Source organism: Gordonia sp. SL306, from assembly GCF_026625785.1.
GTDB lineage: Bacteria > Actinomycetota > Actinomycetes > Mycobacteriales > Mycobacteriaceae > Gordonia.
In genome coordinates this window covers 1-19256 of sequence record NZ_CP113063.1, presented here as the reverse complement: position 1 = coordinate 19256, position 19256 = coordinate 1, and the positions used below count along the sequence as shown (strand labels likewise).

The 19256-nt window shown below is 63.9% G+C and carries 10 protein-coding genes, 3 rRNA genes and 1 pseudogene; all 14 read left to right on the top strand.

Features of this window, described 5'->3' with window-relative positions; all coding sequences use genetic code 11:
* Positions 1-14 precede the first annotated feature (14 nt).
* The 14 genes and pseudogenes from argC to rrf all read left to right on the top strand — a co-directional run bounded on the left by argC (position 15) and on the right by rrf (position 19256).
* Positions 15-1052 (top strand): N-acetyl-gamma-glutamyl-phosphate reductase, encoded by a 1038-nt coding sequence (gene argC, locus OVA31_RS00070; RefSeq protein ID WP_267629139.1) that lies wholly within the window; start codon positions 15-17, stop codon positions 1050-1052.
* Positions 1049-2314, top strand: coding sequence for a bifunctional glutamate N-acetyltransferase/amino-acid acetyltransferase ArgJ (gene argJ / locus OVA31_RS00065; protein WP_267629138.1), 1266 nt, complete (start codon positions 1049-1051; stop codon positions 2312-2314). Before argC ends, argJ begins: the two co-directional genes overlap by 4 nt.
* Before the next feature lie 92 nt (positions 2315-2406).
* Entirely contained in the window at positions 2407-3276 is an 870-nt protein-coding gene (argB, locus tag OVA31_RS00060) for an acetylglutamate kinase (RefSeq protein WP_267631337.1), read from the top strand.
* Positions 3273-4551: pseudogene (locus OVA31_RS00055) on the top strand (aspartate aminotransferase family protein). Before argB ends, OVA31_RS00055 begins: the two are co-directional and overlap by 4 nt.
* Positions 4548-5471, top strand: coding sequence for an ornithine carbamoyltransferase (gene argF, locus OVA31_RS00050; RefSeq protein WP_267629137.1), 924 nt, complete (start codon positions 4548-4550; stop codon positions 5469-5471). Before OVA31_RS00055 ends, argF begins: the two are co-directional and overlap by 4 nt.
* Complete coding sequence (locus OVA31_RS00045; RefSeq protein ID WP_267629136.1) at positions 5468-5995, top strand: arginine repressor; 528 nt, start codon at positions 5468-5470, stop codon at positions 5993-5995. The genes argF and OVA31_RS00045 overlap by 4 nt, the downstream gene beginning before the upstream one ends.
* Before the next feature lie 104 nt (positions 5996-6099).
* Complete coding sequence (locus tag OVA31_RS00040; protein WP_267629135.1) at positions 6100-7299, top strand: argininosuccinate synthase; 1200 nt, start codon at positions 6100-6102, stop codon at positions 7297-7299.
* Entirely contained in the window at positions 7296-8738 is a 1443-nt protein-coding gene (gene argH / locus OVA31_RS00035; protein WP_267629134.1) for an argininosuccinate lyase, read from the top strand. The genes OVA31_RS00040 and argH overlap by 4 nt, the downstream gene beginning before the upstream one ends.
* Before the next feature lie 113 nt (positions 8739-8851).
* Positions 8852-11821 (top strand): AMP-binding protein, encoded by a 2970-nt coding sequence (locus OVA31_RS00030; protein ID WP_267629133.1) that lies wholly within the window; start codon positions 8852-8854, stop codon positions 11819-11821.
* Positions 11822-11934: 113 nt separating this feature from the next.
* Positions 11935-12162 carry a Trm112 family protein gene (locus tag OVA31_RS00025; protein WP_267629132.1) on the top strand — a complete coding sequence of 76 codons (228 nt, stop codon included), beginning with the start codon at positions 11935-11937 and terminating at the stop codon, positions 12160-12162.
* 54 nt (positions 12163-12216) lie between these two features.
* Complete coding sequence (gene tyrS, locus OVA31_RS00020) at positions 12217-13512, top strand: tyrosine--tRNA ligase (RefSeq protein WP_267629131.1); 1296 nt, start codon at positions 12217-12219, stop codon at positions 13510-13512.
* A 445-nt stretch (positions 13513-13957) separates the two neighbouring features.
* Positions 13958-15476, top strand: a 16S ribosomal RNA gene (locus tag OVA31_RS00015).
* A 440-nt stretch (positions 15477-15916) separates the two neighbouring features.
* A 23S ribosomal RNA gene (locus OVA31_RS00010) occupies positions 15917-19046 on the top strand.
* Positions 19047-19148: 102 nt separating this feature from the next.
* A 5S ribosomal RNA gene (gene rrf, locus OVA31_RS00005) occupies positions 19149-19256 on the top strand.
* Together the 16S, 23S and 5S rRNA genes form the textbook arrangement of a ribosomal RNA operon.

Here is a 19256-nt window from a genome sequence, read left to right as displayed (position 1 = left end):
TGCATAATGATCGCATGACGATCAAGGTGGCAGTCGCCGGTGCGAGCGGCTATGCGGGCGGAGAGATCCTTCGACTCCTGTGTGGGCATCCCCGCCTGCGATCGGGGGACCTGGAGATCGGTGCGCTCACTGCAGGCGGCAACGCGGGCAGCACGCTCGGTTCGCTGCATCCACACCTCCTGCCACTCGCCGACCGGGAACTCGAGGAGACCACTGCCGACGTGCTGGCCGGCCACGATGTCGTGTTCCTCGGGCTCCCGCATGGCAAGTCCGGCGAGATCGCCGATGCGCTGCCGCCGACCACGCTGATCATCGATTGCGGCGCCGATCATCGCCTCCAGAACGCACAGGACTGGGTCGACTACTACGGCAGCGAGCATGCCGGCACCTGGCCGTACGGCCTTCCCGAGTTGCCAGGCAACCGGGACATCCTTCGTGATGCGAGCCGGATCGCGGTGCCCGGCTGCTACCCGACGGTGTCCGTCCTCGCCCTGCGTCCGGCGGTCGCCGCCGGTCTCGTCGAGCCTCTGGTCAGCGTCGTCGCGGTGAGCGGGGCCTCCGGAGCCGGTCGCGCACCGAAGATCGATCTGCTGGCGTCCGAGGTGATCGGTTCCGCGCGGGCGTACGGGATCGGTGGTGCGCATCGGCACACGCCGGAGATCGCGCAGGCGCTCTCGGCGGCGGCCGACCTTCCGGTGTCCGTCTCGTTCACGCCCGTCCTCGTGCCGATGGCGCGTGGCATCCTCGCCACCTGCACGGCCCGTACGAGCGCATCGGCCACCGAGATCCGGGCAGCCTACGAGAAGGCCTACGGCGACGAGACCTTCGTTCACGTGCTCCCGGAAGGGGTGCTCCCGACGACCGGATCGGTGATCGGCAGCAATGCCGTCCAGATCGCGGTCACCGTCGACGAACGTGCGGGGACGATGGTGGCCGTCGCCGCCATCGACAATCTGACCAAGGGCACCGGCGGCGCCGCGGTGCAATCGATGAACCTCGCGCTCGGCTGGGACGAGGCCGAGGGCCTGAGCACCGTGGGGGTGGCACCGTGACGACCTCATCGGAGTCGAATGCTCCGTCCGGCGACGACCGGATCACGCCGGGCGCGCCACTGGATGCGCCACGGCTGGTCCGCGATCAGGGCGTGACCGCGCCCCTGGGGTTCCGTGCGGCGGGAATCGCGGCCGGTATCAAGGCCTCCGGCGCCGAGGATCTCGCTCTCGTCTTCAACGAGGGCCCCGACTACGCGGCGGCAGGCGTCTTCACGCGTAACCAGGTCAAGGCCGCGCCGGTCCTGTGGAGTCGGCAGGCCCTCACCACGGGTCGCCTGCGTGCGGTGATCCTCAACTCGGGCGGCGCCAACGCATGTACGGGGCCCGAGGGCTTCCAGGACACCCATGCCACGGCCGAGGCGGTCGCCGAGGCGTTGAGCAACTGGGGTACCGAAACCGGTGCGGTCGAGGTCGCGGTCTGCTCGACCGGTCTGATCGGTGACCGGCTGCCGATGGACAAGGTCCTTGCCGGCGTGACCGAGATCGTGCACGAGATGGGCGGCGGTCTCTCCGGAGGTACCGACGCTGCGCACGCGATCATGACCACCGACACGGTGCCGAAACAAGTTGCGCTGCACCATCCCAAGGGATGGAACGTCGGTGCGATGGCCAAGGGGGCGGGCATGCTCGCACCATCGCTGGCGACGATGCTCGTCGTCCTGACCACCGACGCGAAGGCCACCGCGGGACAGCTCGATGCGGCGCTGCGCAAGGCGACTGCTCGTACCCTCGACCGCCTGGACGTGGACGGATCGAGCTCCACCAACGACACCGTGCTCTTGCTGAGTTCGGGAGCCAGCCAGATCCCGGTCGACCAGGACGACCTCGACGCCGCGGTGTTCGCGGTGTGCGACGACCTCGCCGCCCAGCTGATGGCCGACGCCGAGGGTGTCACCAAAAGGGTGGTGATCACCGTCAGTGGAGCGGTCACCGAGGACGATGCCGTGACCGTCGCCCGGACGGTGGCGCGGGATTCGCTCGTGAAAACCGCACTTTTCGGCTCGGATCCCAACTGGGGTCGGGTCCTCGCAGCTGTGGGAATCGCGCCGGTCACCATCGACCCGGATCGGATCACGGTGTCGTTCAACGGGAAGCCGGTGTGCGTGAACGGGTGCGGAGCACCTGGAGCGCGCGACGTCGACCTGTCCGGCGCCGACATCGCGGTCCGGATCGAACTCGGACTGGGCGACGCCACCGCCGACATCCGCACCACGGACCTGTCCCACGGGTACGTCGAAGAGAACTCGGCGTATTCGTCATGATCTCGACAAGCTCGATCAGCGGGGGAGACGGCTCGATCAGCGGGGGAGACGGCACGGTCGGTGGGACCGCTCTGAGCGCGCTCGACAAGGCGATGGTGCTGGCCGAATCGCTTCCGGCTCTGCAGGCGCTGCACGGCGCCACCGTGGTGGTGAAGTACGGCGGCAACGCGATGATCGACGACGATCTCAAGCGCGCGTTCGCGACGGACATGGTCTTCCTGCGCGCGTGCGGTATCCACCCGGTGGTCGTGCACGGCGGCGGTCCCCAGATCTCCGCGATGCTGAAGCGCCTCGGGCTCGAGGGCGAGTTCCGTGGCGGATTCCGGGTCACCACCCCCGAGGTGATGGACATCGCGCGGATGGTGCTCTTCGGGCAGGTCGGGCGGGAGCTGGTGGGGCTCATCAATGCTCACGGCCCCTACGCGGTGGGCATCACGGGCGAGGATGCGCACCTCTTCACCGCTTCTCGCCGAACGGTTCTCGTCGACGGCGTCGCCACCGACATCGGTCTCGTCGGTGACATCACCTCGGTGAACACCTCCGCGGTCCTCGACCTGGTGGCGGCCGGCCGTATCCCGGTGGTCTCGACCATCGCCCCCGACCGCGATGGGGTGGTCCACAACATCAACGCCGACACCGCGGCGGGTGCACTCGCCGATGCGCTCGGAGCGTCGCGGTTGGTGATGCTCACCGATGTCGAAGGTCTCTACACCGACTGGCCGGACCGCACCTCGCTGGTGGAGAAGATCACCACGTCCGAGGTCGACGCCCTTCTCGGGTCCCTCGACGCAGGCATGGTGCCGAAGATGGAGGCGTGTCTGCGGGCCGTGAACGGCAGTGTGCGTCAAGCCCATGTGATCGACGGACGGGTACCGCACTCGGTGCTCGCACAACTGCTGACCGAGAGCTCGACCGGGACGACCGTCGTCGCCGACTCCGACAACCCAGGGGGCCCGTCATGACCGAGCCATTGCAGCAGCGGTGGTCGGCCGCGCTGATGAACAATTACGGCACGCCCGCGATCGCACTGACCAGCGGATCGGGAGCCGTCGTCCGTGACGCGAACGGGAAGGAGTATCTCGACCTGCTGGGCGGGATCGCCGTCAACTCGCTGGGACATGCGCACCCGGCGATCATCGATGCGGTGACCACCCAACTCCAGACCCTCGGGCATGTGTCCAACCTCTACATCAGTGCGCCCGCAGTCGAACTCGCCGAGCGCCTGCTGGACAAGTTCGGCCACCCGGGCCGCGTGTTCTTCTGCAATTCGGGTACCGAGGCGAACGAGGCCGCGTTCAAACTCGCGCGGCGAACCGGGCGTCCGGAGATCGTCGCGGCCGAGCGTGCCTTCCACGGCCGCACCATGGGCGCACTCGCGATGACGGGCCAACCCGCCAAACGCGGCCGAGCGTGCCTTCCACGGCCGCACCATGGGCGCACTCGCGATGACGGGCCAACCCGCCAAACGGGCGCCCTTCGAGCCCATGCCGCCGGGGGTGCGCTTCGTCTCGTACGGCGACGTCGAGGAACTCGAGGCCGCGGTCACCGAGAACACCGCGGCGGTCATCCTGGAGCCGATCCTCGGCGAGAGTGGCGTCGTCGTGCCGCCGGAGGGATATCTGGCCGCCGCCCGGCGGATCACCTCCGAACGCGGCGCACTGCTGATCTTCGACGAGGTCCAGACCGGGATCGCCCGTACCGGTTCGTTTTTCGCTCATCAGGCCGCGGGTGTCGTCCCCGACGTGATGACGTTGGCGAAGGGTCTCGGTGGCGGACTGCCGATCGGTGCGTGCATCGCTTCGGGACCGGCGGCCGATCTCTTCGAACCGGGTCAGCACGGCACCACCTTCGGCGGCAATCCGACCTGTACCGCGGCGGCCCTGGCGGTGCTGCGCGTGATCGACGAGGACGGCCTCGTCGACCACGTTGCGTCCCTGGGTAAGTCGATCGCGACCGGAATCGAGGACCTCGGCCATCCCCAGGTGTCGCACGTACGTGGGTCGGGTCTGCTGCTCGGTGTGGTGTTGAACAATCCCGTCGCCGCCAAGACCGAACTGGCGGCACGGGAGGCAGGATTCCTCATCAACGCTCCGGGACCCGACGTCCTGCGTCTCGCGCCACCGTTGATCCTCACCGAGGAACAGGGCGCGGCCTTCGTCGCTGCGCTGCCCGCGATCCTGGACACGGCCACCTCGCCGACTCCATCGTCCGACGACCCGCAGGGGAAGACCGCATGACCCGCCATTTCTTACGCGACGACGACCTCACTCCGGACGAACAAGCACAGGTGCTGGCGCTCGCCGCCGAGGTCAAGGCCGCGCCGTTCGCGCATCGTCCGCTCGAGGGTCCGCGGGGCGTCGGGGTCATCTTCGACAAGAACTCGACTCGGACGAGATTCTCCTTCGAGATGGGCATCGCACAGATGGGCGGGCACGCGGTCGTCGTCGACGGCACCACGACCCAACTCGGCCGCGACGAGACGATCGAGGACACCGGTCGTGTGCTGTCGCGGTTCGTCGACGCGGTGGTCTGGCGGACCTTCGGTCAGGACCGCCTCGAGGCGATGGCGTCGACGGCCACCATCCCGATCGTGAACGCACTGTCGGATACCTTCCACCCGTGTCAGGTGCTCGCCGATTTGCAGACGATCATCGAACGCAAAGGGAAGACGACCGGGTTGTCGATGACCTACCTCGGCGACGGGGCGAACAACATGGCCCATTCGCTCGCTCTCGGGGGTGTCACCGCAGGCATGCACGTCACGATCAGTGCGCCTGCGGGTTTCGAACCGGACGCCGATGTCGTCGAGGCGACGCGGCGACGAGCCGAGCTCACCGGCGGATCGGTGCGGATCGTGACGGACCCGGTCGAGGCCGTGGGCCGCGCCGACGTCCTGGTCACCGACACCTGGACCTCGATGGGCCAGGAGAGTGACGGCAAGGACCGGCAGGCACCGTTCGTCCCGTATCAGATCAACCACGAGTTGCTGGCGCATGCGGACCCCGCGGCAATCGTGCTGCACTGTCTGCCCGCGCACCGTGGCGAGGAGATCACCGACGACGTCCTCGACGGCCCGGCCAGTGTCGTCCTGGACGAGGCGGAGAACCGCCTGCACGCCCAGAAGGCGCTGCTGATCTGGTTGCTGGAGCAGCGATGACCACCACGGGCGATTCCACCAGGCCTGCCGCGGAGCACGGCGAGACCAAGCTCGCCGCCACCAAGGCAGGCCGTCACGCGCGGATCATCGACATCCTGTCCACCCACCAGGTGCGGAGCCAGTCCGGGTTGCAGCGCCTGCTCGCCGACGCAGGCATCGACGCGACACAGGCGACGTTGTCGCGTGACCTCGACGAACTCGGCGCGGTGAAGCTCCGCGCGGCCGACGGCGGCGCAGGCGTGTACGTGGTGCCCGAGGACGGATCACCCGTCCGCGGGGTGTTCGGCGGCACCGACCGGCTCGCGCGCCTGCTGTCGGAACTGTTGGTGTCGAGCGACAGCAGCGGCAATCTCGCCGTCCTGCGGACGCCGCCCGGGGCGGCCCATTACCTGGCCAGCGCCATCGACCGGGCCAGCCTCCCCGATGTGGTGGGCACCATCGCCGGCGACGACACCATCTTCGTCGTCGCACGCGAACCGGCGGACGGCGCCGAGTTGTCCCGACGAATCGAGGGCCTCGTGTAGACCACGTGGCCCCACAGCTCGGCCTTTCAGACACAATCAATCACAAGGCACCGGAGTCGGCACAGGATTACGCCGCGGGTGCGGAAGAACTACAGGAGAGAATCATGGCGGAACGCGTCGTACTCGCGTACTCGGGCGGACTGGACACCTCGGTTGCGATCAGCTGGATCGGCAAGGAGACCGGCAAGGAGGTGGTTGCCGTCGCGCTCGACCTCGGTCAGGGTGGCGAGGACATGGACGTGGTGCGCCAACGAGCACTGGACTGCGGTGCGGTTGAGGCCGTGGTGGTCGACGCCCGCGACGAGTTCGCCGACGAGTACTGCCTGCCGGCGATCACGTCCAATGCGCTTTACATGGACCGGTACCCGCTGGTGTCGGCGATCTCGCGCCCTCTGATCGCGAAGCACCTGGTGACTGCGGCGCGCGACCATGGTGGCACCGTCGTCGCCCACGGCTGTACCGGCAAGGGCAACGACCAGGTGCGGTTCGAGGTCGGATTCGCCTCGCTCGCACCCGATCTCGACGTTCTCGCCCCCGTGCGCGACTACGCATGGACCCGGGAGAAGGCGATCAGCTTCGCCGAGGAGAACGACATCCCGATCAACGTGACCAAGAAGTCGCCGTTCTCGATCGATCAGAACGTGTGGGGCCGCGCCGTCGAGACCGGCTTTCTCGAGGATCTGTGGAACGCGCCGACCAAGGACGTCTACAGCTACACCGAGGATCCGACGGTCAACTGGCAGTCTCCCGACGAGGTCATCATCTCCTTCGACAAGGGCCGTCCGATCGCCATCGACGGGCGGCCGGTGAGCGTCCTCGAGGCGATCGTGGAACTGAACCGGCGCGCCGGTGCGCAGGGCGTCGGCCGACTCGACGTCGTCGAGGACCGACTCGTCGGCATCAAGAGCCGAGAGGTCTACGAGGCCCCCGGTGCGATGGTCCTGATCCGCGCGCACGAGGAACTCGAACATGTGACCCTGGAACGTGAACTGGGCCGCTACAAGCGGCTCACCGACCAGAAGTGGGCCGAACAGGTGTACGACGGATTGTGGTTCTCGCCGCTGCGCCGCTCGCTCGACGCGTTCGTCGCGTCCACCCAGGAACACGTCACCGGCGACATCCGCCTGGTTCTCCATGGCGGTCACATCGCCGTGACCGGCCGGCGCAGCCCGGAGTCGCTCTACGACTTCAACCTCGCCACCTACGACGAGGGCGACAGCTTCGACCAGTCCGCGGCACGCGGATTTGTCGAGTTGCACGGGCTGTCGTCGAAGATCGCGGCGAGGCGGGATCTCGATCTGTGAGCAACGGCCCTGATCGACCCGCGCCGCGAGCCACCAACGAGGGATCGCTTTGGGGTGGACGCTTCGCCGGCGGACCTGCCGAGGCGATGGCCGCGCTCAGCAAGTCGACGCATTTCGACTGGGCGCTCGCGCCGTTCGACGTCGAGGCGTCGAAGGCGCACGCTCGGGTGCTCAATCGAGCCGGCCTGCTCACCGACGACGATCTCGCCGCGATGCTGGACGGTCTCTCGCGGCTCTCGGCCGACGTCGCAGACGGTTCGTTCGGTCCTGCCGAATCAGACGAGGACGTTCACGGGGCGCTCGAGCGCGGTTTGATCGAGCGGGTGGGACCGGAACTCGGCGGCAGGCTCCGCGCCGGTCGATCGCGCAACGATCAGGTCGCGACCCTGTTCCGGATGTGGTTGCGCGCGGCGATGGGCCGTGTGGCCGTGGGGGTGCTCGACGTCGTCGATGCGCTGATCGCCCAGGCCCAGGCGCATCCGGATGCGGTGATGCCGGGCAAGACCCATCTGCAGGCCGCGCAGCCGGTCCTGCTCGCCCATCACCTCCTCGCGCATGCGCACCCGCTGATCCGGGACGTGGATCGTATCGCCGACGCGGATCGTCGGACCGCGGTCTCTCCCTACGGTTCCGGTGCACTTGCCGGATCATCGCTCGGGCTGGACCCGGCTGCGATCGCGGCGGATCTGGGATTCGACCGGCCCGCCGAGAACTCGATCGATGCGACGTCGGCACGCGATTTCGCCGCCGAGGGAGCCTTCGTCCTGGCGATGATCGCTGTCGACCTGTCGCGGCTGTCCGAGGAGGTCATCCTGTGGAGCACCCCGGAATACGGCTACGTGACCCTCGCCGACGCCTGGTCGACCGGGAGCTCCATCATGCCGCAGAAGAAGAACCCCGACGTCGCCGAACTGATGCGCGGCAAGTCGGGTCGCCTGATCGGCAACCTGACGGGCCTGATGGCCACGCTCAAGGCTCAGCCGCTCGCGTACAACCGGGACCTCCAGGAAGACAAGGAGCCGGTCTTCGACTCGATCGCGCAACTGGAATTGCTGTTGCCTGCGATCACCGGGCTCGTCGCGACACTCGAATTCCACGAGGACCGCATGGCAGAACTCGCCCCTGCCGGGTTCACTCTCGCTACTGATATCGCGGAATGGCTTGTGCGCCAAGGGGTTCCGTTCCGCGTGGCGCATGAGGTCGCGGGTGCGAGTGTCCGCGCGGCCGAAGAGCGTGGTGTCGGGCTCGCCGATCTCGACGACGAGACCCTGGCCTCGATCAGCCCGGACCTGCGACCCGAGGTGCGGGACGTGCTGACAGTGCGGGGATCGATCGAATCGCGCAATGCGCACGGCGGGACCGCATCGGTGGCCGTCGGTCGACAGCTGTCCGACCTGCAGGCCGAGGTGCGCACGCGACGGGACCGCTGGCCTGGCTGAGTCTTTGGCCGATGCGCTGCGGCGCGCTCAGGACACCGCCCGCGGGGAGGTCGGTACAGTGACACGCATCACTCGGACATGTATCACTCGACGGATGGGAGGGGGACAGCGCGATGGTGGGTCTTCCTGCGCTGCCAGACATCGGGGCGGCGGTCGACCGGGTACTCGCGACCGCTCAGAACGGCCTCGAGGTACTGAGATTCGGGGGCTTCGACACCGGCACCGAGCCCGCGCCGTACACGGTGGTGGAGACCGAGAAGATGTTCCGGCTGCGCCGCTACTTCCCGGGTACGTCCACCGACGGGCCGCAGATCGTTCTCGTGCCTCCGATGATGGTGTCCGCCAACGTCTATGACGTCACCGACCTCAATGGTGCAGTGTCCATCCTGCATCGGAACGGGATCACCCCCTGGGTTATCGATTTCGGCTCGCCCGACTCCGAGGAAGGCGGGATGGAGCGCAACCTGGCCGATCACGTGGTGGCGGTCAGCAGGGCGATCGACCTGATCATCGAGGCGACCGGGCGTGACGTCCACCTGGCCGGTTATTCGCAGGGTGGCATGTTCGCCTACCAGACGGCCGCTTACCGACGCTCCGCCGGCATCGCAAGCCTCATCACCTTCGGCAGCCCGGTGGACGTCCTGGCCGCCCTTCCTCTCGGACTTCCCGCCAATCTGGTGGTGCCGGGAGCGGAACTGCTGGCCGACAAGGTCTTCAACCGACTCTGGGTACCCGGCTGGATGGCGCGAGCCGGTTTCCAGCTCGTCGACCCGGTCAAAACCGCACGCAGCCGGGTGGATTTCCTCCGCAAGCTGCACGATCGCGACGCGCTGCTGCCGCGGGAGGACCAGCGTCGGTTCATCGAGGCGGAGGGCTGGGTGGCCTGGTCCGGGCCTGCCGTCGCAGAGCTGCTGCGCCAGTTCGTGGTGCACAACCGCATGATGTCCGGCGGCTTCGTCATCAACGGTGATCTCGTCACGCTGACCGAGATCACTTGTCCCATACTGGCATTCATCGGCGAGGCCGACGACATCGGGCAACCGCTCGCGGTTCGCGGGATCGTGCAGGCCGCGCCGGTGGCAGATGTGTACGAATCTCGCGTGCCGGTAGGACATTTCGGGCTGGTGGTGGGCAGCACCGCCGGTGGGCACACCTGGCCGACCACGTCGGAATGGGTATTGTGGCAGTCCGGCAAGGGCGACCGCCCGCCGCTGGTCGAGGAGATGCCCGAGACCCTCGACCCGAACGGTACCGGGGTCAGCATCTCGTCACGGATCACGCACGGACTCGGTTCGATGACCGATGCAGGCGCGGGTGTCTCTCGCGAGTTGATGTCCCTTGCGAGCTCACTGCAGCGGACCTCGCGGGCGGTGGCCCAGGAATCGGTGCGGACGGTGCCCAGATTGTTGCGGCTCGGACAGATCCAGTCCGGCACGCGGATATCGCTTGGCAAGTTGATGTCGGAGAACTGCAAGCGCGCGGCCGCCAACGAACTGTTCCTGTTCGAGAACCGCGTCCTGACCCACGCCCAGGTCAACGCCCGCATCGACAACGTGGTCGCGGGTCTGATCGATTGCGGTGTCCGGCCAGGAGTGCACGTCGGGGTACTCATGGAGACCCGGCCGAGTGCGCTCGTCGTGGTCGCGGCGCTGTCTCGACTGGGTGCGGTCGCGGTCCTGCTGGCCGCCGACGGCGACATCCCCGAGATGCTGCGCCTCGGCGAGTGCTCGATCGTGATCACCGATCCGAATCACCTGGACGCCGCCGCCAAGCACACCGACCGAGTCCTGGTGCTCGGTGGTGGTAGCGCGGAGGCGCGCGCGATCCACGCCGCGGACGGCCGGACGATCATCGACATGGAGGAGATCGATCCCGACGAGGTCCGGATACCGTCCTGGTACCGCCGCGATCCCGGATTGGCAGGCGATCTCGCCTTCATCCTCTTCACCCGAGCGGGCGGAAACCTCGCTCCGTGGCCCGTCACCAATCACCGCTTCGCGATGTCGGCGTTCGGGGCCGCCTCGGCGGCCGGCCTGACCGACCGGGACACGGTCTACTGCCTGCCACCTCTGCATCACGCATCGGGCCTGCTCACCACTCTGGGTGCGACCGTCGTCGGCCGGTCCCGCATCGCGTTGTCGGAACGGATCGACGCCGAGACGTTTGCGGCCGAGGTCCACCGCTATGGCGTCACGGTCGTCTCCTACACCTGGTCGATGCTGCGGCAGGTGGTCCGCTCCGAGGATTTCCAGATCAACCAGTACAACCCCATCCGTCTGTTCATCGGCTCGGGGATGCCGTCGGGTCTCTGGGCGGAGGTCCTCGAAGGGTTCCCGCGGGCCAGGGTTCTGGAGTTCTTCGCCACCGCCGATGGTTCGGCGATCTTGGCCAACGTCTCCGGTGACAAGGTCGGTTCGATGGGGCAGGCGTTGCCGGAGACCAATCCGGTCGAGGTCGCGGCTTTCGACGTCGACGCAGGACGGCTCGACATCGACGACTCCGGGTTTGTCCGCAAGGCGGGTGTCGGCGAGGTCGGGTTGCTGATGGCCAAGGCGCGTCAGCGGTTCGAGACGTCGACGACGGTGTTGCGCGATGTGTTCGCCGAGCGGGACCGCTGGGAGGTGTCGGGCCATCTGTTCCAACGGGACGCCAACGGCGATCTCTGGTTCTTCGGCTCGGTCGAGTCGGTCATCCGCAGCACCATGGGGCCGATCTACATCCCGCCGATCGAATTCGCGTTGTCGCAGGTACGCGGTGTCGACCAGGTCGCCGTGTACGGAGTCGGCGAACCCGGTCACGAGATCGCGGTGGCCGCCGTGACGACCCGTCGACGAGGGGACAGGCCGGAATCCCTGACCGTCTCGGCCTTGCGGATCGGGCTCGGCGCCCTACCGGCCGAGGAACGTCCACATCTGATCTGGGTGGTCGACGAGATCCCGGTCTCCGATTCCTATCGGCCGCTGGCCGCCCGGTTCGCGAGGACGGGGTTGCCCCGGCCAGGTGCCCGGGTCTGGTACCGGGATAACGACGGAGGCTATCGGCGATACACGAGAAATGTTGCCGTAGAAGGTAATTGGGCATGATTTCGCAGTAAGTACCGCGTGCCCGGCATACGCCGGCCTGCCGCAGGCAGACAGACTAGAGTGGCAGTCCGAGCCCTCGGGCCGGTAGTAGCGACAAGAAAGTGGGAGCAGACGTGACGTCACGTGCCGCAGCCATCGACCCGATCACACGCGAGCGGCTGGTGTGCCCGCAGGACCATGAGCCCTTGCTCGACGCCGGTGACGAGCTCTACAACCCTCGGCTACGGGTGGCCTACCGGATCGATTCCGACGGCATCCCGGTGATGCTCGCCGACGAGGCGCGCAGCGTGGACGATGCCGAACACGCTGCGTTGACCACCCCGGCGCCGAAGCCCGAATAGATCGCGATGCAGGTGGTCGACGCCCACTGACGCCCTGGATGACAAGATCGAAGGGTGACTGCCGAGACGTCTGACCGCCCGACCACCGACATCCTCGACGAGCTCGCGTGGCGTGGCCTGATCGCCCAGTCGACCGACCTCGATGAGCTCCGCGCCGAATTGGCCCGTGGGCCGATCACGCTCTATGCGGGCTTCGACCCCACGGCATCGAGCCTGCATGCGGGACACCTGGTGCCGTTGCTGACCCTGAGCCGGTTCCAGCAGGCCGGCCACCGACCGATCGTGCTCGCCGGCGGGGCGACCGGGCTGATCGGCGACCCTCGTGAGGTCGGTGAACGCACGATGAACACGGCCGACACCGTCGCGGACTGGGCCGGTCGGATCGACGCGCAGCTCCGTCGCTTCGTGCGGATCGACGACTCGTCGAACGGTGCACTGACGGTCAACAACATGGACTGGACGGCCGAACTGTCGGCCATCGAGTTCCTCCGAGACATCGGCAAGCACTTCTCGGTGAACGTCATGCTGGCCAGGGAGACAGTTCGTCGGAGACTGGAAGCCGACGGCATCAGTTACACCGAGTTCAGCTACCTGTTGCTGCAGTCCAACGACTTCGTCGAGCTGCACCGCCGGCATGGCTGCACGCTGCAGATCGGCGGTTCCGACCAGTGGGGGAACATCGTCGGCGGGGTCGACCTGGCCCGACGTGTCGACGGCTCCACCCTGCACGCGATGACCGTGCCCTTGGTGACGTCTTCGGACGGCAAGAAGTTCGGCAAGTCGACCGGTGGCGGCAGTCTGTGGCTCGATCCGGAGCTGACCAGCCCGTATGCCTGGTACCAGTACTTCGTGAACACCGCAGACGCCGATGTCGTGCGCTATCTGAAGTGGTTCACCTTCCTCGGGCGCGAGGAGATCGCGGAACTCGAGCGCGCCACCGAGGAGACGCCGCACCTGCGGACGGCGCAGAAGCGCCTGGCCGCCGAGATGACCACGCTGATCCACGGTGAACACCACACCGAGTCCGCCGAACTGGCCAGCCAGGCGCTGTTCGGACGCGCCGAACTGGCCGACCTCGATGAGCAGACCCTGGCCGCCGCGGTCGGTGAGACGACCGTGGCCGACTACGCCGGCACGCAGCCGACCATCGTCGAACTCTTGGTGGACACCGCTCTGTCGGAGAGCAACAAGGCTGCTCGCCGCGCCATCGGTGAGGGTGGCGCGTACGTGAACAACGAGAAAATCACCGACCCGCAGTGGCGTCCGGAGGCCTCGGATCTGCTGCACGGCAGCTGGTTGGTCATCCGGCGCGGGAAGAAGAGCTTTGCCGGCGCAAGAATATCGCTCTGACCAGGCGATTTGACGCTGTGTTCTCGCCTGTGTAACTTAATCGATGCACCGCAGAGAGCAAGTCCCCCGGGGCCAGCAAGGACCGGGGAAACTGAAGTGCCCGAGCCACTGGTTCGGGCCGACTGTGCGGGGCCACTCCCAAGAACAAGAGTGCGGTTCGCTGCGCTCTCGGGAGGCTCATCGGAGCCGGGTCTGGAAACGGATGCGTCTGGTGGGTGTGTGTTCTTTGAGAACTCGATAGTGTGTTGATGAATTGTCTGATGCCATTTGTTTGGCATCGTGTGTCCAAGTTCTTTGGATTTTGGATATGAGATGGATTGTTTTTGTGGCATCTGCCCGTGTGGGTGGGTGTTGCTAGTTTTTGTTATGGTCAGGTTTGTTTTTCTCTCTGGCTGAGATTGTGTTGAAAGATGCTGGCCTTTGTGTTGGTGTTTTTTGTATGATTTTCATGGAGAGTTTGATCCTGGCTCAGGACGAACGCTGGCGGCGTGCTTAACACATGCAAGTCGAACGGAAAGGCCCCTTCGGGGGTACTCGAGTGGCGAACGGGTGAGTAACACGTGGGTGATCTGCCCCCAACTTTGGGATAAGCCTGGGAAACTGGGTCTAATACCGGATATGACTGCACTTCGCATGGGGTGTGGTGGAAAGCTTTTGCGGTTGGGGATGGGCCCGCGGCCTATCAGCTTGTTGGTGGGGTAATGGCCTACCAAGGCGACGACGGGTAGCCGACCTGAGAGGGTGATCGGCCACACTGGGACTGAGACACGGCCCAGACTCCTACGGGAGGCAGCAGTGGGGAATATTGCACAATGGGCGGAAGCCTGATGCAGCGACGCCGCGTGAGGGATGACGGCCTTCGGGTTGTAAACCTCTTTCACCAGGGACGAAGCGTGAGTGACGGTACCTGGAGAAGAAGCACCGGCCAACTACGTGCCAGCAGCCGCGGTAATACGTAGGGTGCGAGCGTTGTCCGGAATTACTGGGCGTAAAGAGCTCGTAGGCGGTTTGTCGCGTCGTCTGTGAAATTCTGCAACTCAATTGTAGGCGTGCAGGCGATACGGGCAGACTTGAGTACTACAGGGGAGACTGGAATTCCTGGTGTAGCGGTGAAATGCGCAGATATCAGGAGGAACACCGGTGGCGAAGGCGGGTCTCTGGGTAGTAACTGACGCTGAGGAGCGAAAGCGTGGGTAGCGAACAGGATTAGATACCCTGGTAGTCCACGCCGTAAACGGTGGGTACTAGGTGTGGGTTCCTTTTCACGGGATCCGTGCCGTAGCTAACGCATTAAGTACCCCGCCTGGGGAGTACGGCCGCAAGGCTAAAACTCAAAGGAATTGACGGGGGCCCGCACAAGCGGCGGAGCATGTGGATTAATTCGATGCAACGCGAAGAACCTTACCTGGGTTTGACATACACCAGAAAGCTATAGAGATATAGCCCCCCTTGTGGTTGGTGTACAGGTGGTGCATGGCTGTCGTCAGCTCGTGTCGTGAGATGTTGGGTTAAGTCCCGCAACGAGCGCAACCCTTGTCCTGTATTGCCAGCGGGTTATGCCGGGGACTTGCAGGAGACTGCCGGGGTCAACTCGGAGGAAGGTGGGGATGACGTCAAGTCATCATGCCCCTTATGTCCAGGGCTTCACACATGCTACAATGGCCGGTACAGAGGGCTGCGATACCGTGAGGTGGAGCGAATCCCTTAAAGCCGGTCTCAGTTCGGATCGGGGTCTGCAACTCGACCCCGTGAAGTCGGAGTCGCTAGTAATCGCAGATCAGCAACGCTGCGGTGAATACGTTCCCGGGCCTTGTACACACCGCCCGTCACGTCATGAAAGTCGGTAACACCCGAAGCCGGTGGCCTAACCCTTGTGGAGGGAGCCGTCGAAGGTGGGATCGGCGATTGGGACGAAGTCGTAACAAGGTAGCCGTACCGGAAGGTGCGGCTGGATCACCTCCTTTCTAAGGAGCACACAACATCACCCATTTCTGCCGGCATGTGTCCGTGCGGTGGGTGTGTGTTCGAGGGTGAAACATCAGGCAGGCTCAGGTTGTCCGAGTGTTCGGGTGGCGTGGGTGGTTGCTCACTGTGAGGTGGGTGGCGTTGTCAGCACACTATCGGGGTTCTGAGGGAACACACATGTGTGTGTGTTGTCTTGGTGCCTGCATGGTCGGGTCGGATCGGTGACGGCTTCTGTGGTGGGAGTTCGAGGTTTGGTCGCGTGTGGGTGTGTGTTGTTTGAGAAGTGCATAGTGGATGCGAGCATCTTTATTTGTCATGAACACTTCGGTGTTTGTGGTTGAACGAGATAAAAGTTTTGTAGGTGATGTCTACATTCGATCCTCGCCGGCTGGCTGTCCTTGTGGGTGGTTGGTGGTGTGGGGGTGGTTTGTAGGTGTTGTTGTAAGTGTTTAAGGGCGTTCGGTGGATGCCTTGGCACCAGGAGCCGATGAAGGACGTGGTAGGCCGCGATAGTCCTCGGGGAGTTGTCAAACGAGCTGTGATCCGAGGGTGTCCGAATGGGGAAACCCAGCACGAGTGATGTCGTGTTACCCACCTGTGAATGTATAGCGGGTGTGGAGGGAACGTGGGGAAGTGAAACATCTCAGTACCCATAGGAAGAGAAAACAATTGTGATTCCGTGAGTAGTGGCGAGCGAAAGCGGAGGAGGCTAAACCATGCGCATGTGATACCTGGCAGGGGTTGTGTGTGTGGGGTTGTGGGGTTCATCTTCTCAGTGCTGCCGTGCTGGGGGCGAGTGATAAAACTGCGTGTTAGGTGAAGTGGCCTGGAATGGTCTGCCGTAGACGGTGAGAGTCCGGTAGCTGAAAACATGTGGTCTTGCTTGATGGATGCCCAAGTAGCAGCGGGCTCGTGGAATCTGCTGTGAATCTGCCGGGACCACCCGGTAAGCCTGAATACTTCCTGGTGACCGATAGCGGACAAGTACCGTGAGGGAAAGGTGAAAAGTACCCCGGGAGGGGAGTGAAATAGTACCTGAAACCGGACGCTTACAATCCGTCAAAGCCTGTGCCACTTCGGTGGGTGGGTGATGGCGTGCCTTTTGAAGAATGAGCCTGCGAGTTAGTGCTCGGTGGCAAGGTTAACCCGTGTGGGGTAGCCGTAGCGAAAGCGAGTCTGAATAGGGCGTGGAGTCGCCGGGTCTAGACCCGAAGCGGAGTGATCTACCCATGGCCAGGGTGAAGCGACGGTAAGACGTCGTGGAGGCCCGAACCCACTTCAGTTGAAAATGGAGGGGATGAGCTGTGGGTAGGGGTGAAAGGCCAATCAAACTCCGTGATAGCTGGTTCGCGCCGAAATGCATTTAGGTGCAGCGTTGCATGTTTCTTACCGGAGGTAGAGCTACTGGATGGCCGATGGGCCCTATCAGGTTACTGACGTCAGCCAAACTCCGAATGCCGGTAAGTGAGAGTGTGGCAGTGAGACTGCGGGCGATAAGGTTCGTAGTCGAGAGGGAAACAGCCCAGATCGCCGGCTAAGGCCCCTAAGCGTGTACTAAGTGGAAAAGGATGTGGGATCGCAGAGACAACCAGGAGGTTGGCTTAGAAGCAGCCACCCTTGAAAGAGTGCGTAATAGCTCACTGGTCAAGTGATCCTGCGCCGACAATGTAGCGGGGCTCAAGTACACCGCCGAAGCCGCGGCACTTCACCAATACATCCCTTCACCCTTACGGGGGTGGAGGTAGTGGGTGGGGTGGGTAGGGGAGCGTCCTGCATCCCTGGAAGCACCGGCGTGAGCTAGGTGTGGAGGGTGTGGGAGTGAGAATGCAGGCATGAGTAGCGAAAGCAGAGTGAGAAACTCTGCCGCCGGATGACCAAGGGTTCCTGGGCCAGGCTAATCCGCCCAGGGTGAGTCGGGACCTAAGGCGAGGCCGACAGGCGTAGTCGATGGACAACGGGTTGATATTCCCGTACCCGTGTATCCGCGTCCATGCTGAATCAGCTGTACTAACCATCCAAATGGTGATCGATTTCCTTCGGGAAACGTGAGCCGGCTGCATGGGACCTTGGCTGGTAGTAGGCAAGCGATGGGGTGACGCAGGAAGGTAGTGGGGCCAGTCAGTGGTAATACTGGTGTAAGCCTGTAGGACGAACGATAGGTAAATCCGTCGTTCATGTGTCTGAGAGGTGATGCGTAGCCGTTGAGGCGAATTCCATGATCCTATGCTGCCGAGAAAAGCCTCTAGCGAGTTGGTACACGGCCCGTACCCCAAACCAACACAGGTGGTCAGGTAGAGAATACTAAGGCGATCGAGAGAACTGTGGTTAAGGAACTCGGCAAAATGCCCCCGTAACTTCGGGAGAAGGGGGACCATGTCTGGTGATTGAGTTTTCCTCATGAGCTGGGTGTGGTCGCAGAGACCAGAGAGAAGCGACTGTTTACTAAAAACACAGGTCCGTGCGAAGTCGTAAGACGATGTATACGGACTGACGCCTGCCCGGTGCTGGAAGGTTAAGAGGACCGGTTAGTGCCCTTCGGGGTGCGAAGCTGAGAATTTAAGCCCCAGTAAACGGCGGTGGTAACTATAACCATCCTAAGGTAGCGAAATTCCTTGTCGGGTAAGTTCCGACCTGCACGAATGGCGTAACGACTTCTCTGCTGTCTCAACCACAGACTCGGCGAAATTGCAGTACGAGTAAAGATGCTCGTTACGCGCGGCAGGACGAAAAGACCCCGGGACCTTCACTATAGCTTGGTATTGGTGTTCGGTTCGGTTTGTGTAGGATAGGTGGGAGACTGTGAAGTGGGCACGCCAGTGTTCATGGAGTCGTTGTTGAAATACCACTCTGATCGTATTGGACTTCTAACCTCGGACCCTGATCGGGTTCAGGGACAGTGCCTGGTGGGTAGTTTAACTGGGGCGGTTGCCTCCCAAAATGTAACGGAGGCGCCCAAAGGTTCCCTCAGCCTGGTTGGCAATCAGGTGTTGAGTGTAAGTGCACAAGGGAGCTTGACTGTGAGACGTACATGTCGAGCAGGGACGAAAGTCGGGACTAGTGATCCGGCACCGGCAAGTGGAAGCGGTGTCGCTCAACGGATAAAAGGTACCCCGGGGATAACAGGCTGATCTTCCCCAAGAGTCCATATCGACGGGATGGTTTGGCACCTCGATGTCGGCTCGTCGCATCCTGGGGCTGGAGTAGGTCCCAAGGGTTGGGCTGTTCGCCCATTAAAGCGGCACGCGAGCTGGGTTTAGAACGTCGTGAGACAGTTCGGTCTCTATCCGCCGCGCGCGTCAGAAACTTGAGGAAACCTGTCCCTAGTACGAGAGGACCGGGACGGACGAACCTCTGGTGTGCCAGTTGTCCTACCAAGGGCACCGCTGGTTAGCTACGTTCGGAAGGGATAACCGCTGAAAGCATCTAAGCGGGAAGCCTGTTCCAAGATGAGGTTTCTCACCCCCTTCGAGGGGGTAAGGCCCCCACAGACCATGGGGTTGATAGGCCAGAACTGGAAGTACAGCAATGTATGCAGGTGACTGGTACTAATCGGCCGAGGACTTACTAACAACACTCATTCATCTGCAATGAGTTCGCATCCACTATGACACTTCTGAAACAACACACAACAGTTGAAACAAACCCAATGTTGTGTGTGGGTTTCATAAAGTTACGGCGGCCATAGCGGAGGGGAAACGCCCGGTCCCATTCCGAACCCGGAAGCTAAGCCCTCCAGCGCCAATGGTACTGCACCCTAACCAGTGTGGGAGAGTAGGACA